General features: G+C 46.2%; 1 protein-coding gene. It reads left to right on the top strand.

From position 1 onward, the window contains the following. The coding region (locus B3R79_RS02145; RefSeq protein ID WP_293693482.1) for an SDR family oxidoreductase at positions 1 to 297 on the top strand (297 nt) is incomplete at its 5' end. Positions 298 to 372 lie beyond the last annotated feature (75 nt).

Below are 372 nucleotides of genomic sequence, written 5' to 3'. Positions count from 1 at the left end.
GCAGCCTATACAGCGAGCAAACACGCACTTGCAGGTTTCACCCGCCAGCTTGCCCTTGATTATGCCAAAGACAAGGTTCAGGTTTTTGGTATTGCACCAGGTGCGGTTAAGACAGCCATGACAGCTAGTGATTTTGAACCAGGCGGGTTGGCTGATTGGGTAGCTCAAGAAACCCCAATTGGACGTTGGAGTAGCCCTGACGAAATAGCAGAATTAACAGGCTTTTTAGCCTCAGGCAAAGCCAGCTCTATGCAGGGCGAAATTGTTAAAATTGACGGTGGCTGGAGTTTGAAGTAGGAGAAAACTATGAATGCACAAGAACTTTGGAACAAGTATAAGAAAATGAATCCTTCAATCGGAGATGACATTGAC

It is taken from the genome of Streptococcus sp. UBA3373, from assembly GCF_002360305.1.
Classification (GTDB): Bacteria; Bacillota; Bacilli; order Lactobacillales; family Streptococcaceae; genus Streptococcus; species Streptococcus alactolyticus.
The sequence above is the reverse complement of the archived record's forward strand: the minus strand, read 5'-3'. Positions and strand labels throughout refer to the sequence as shown.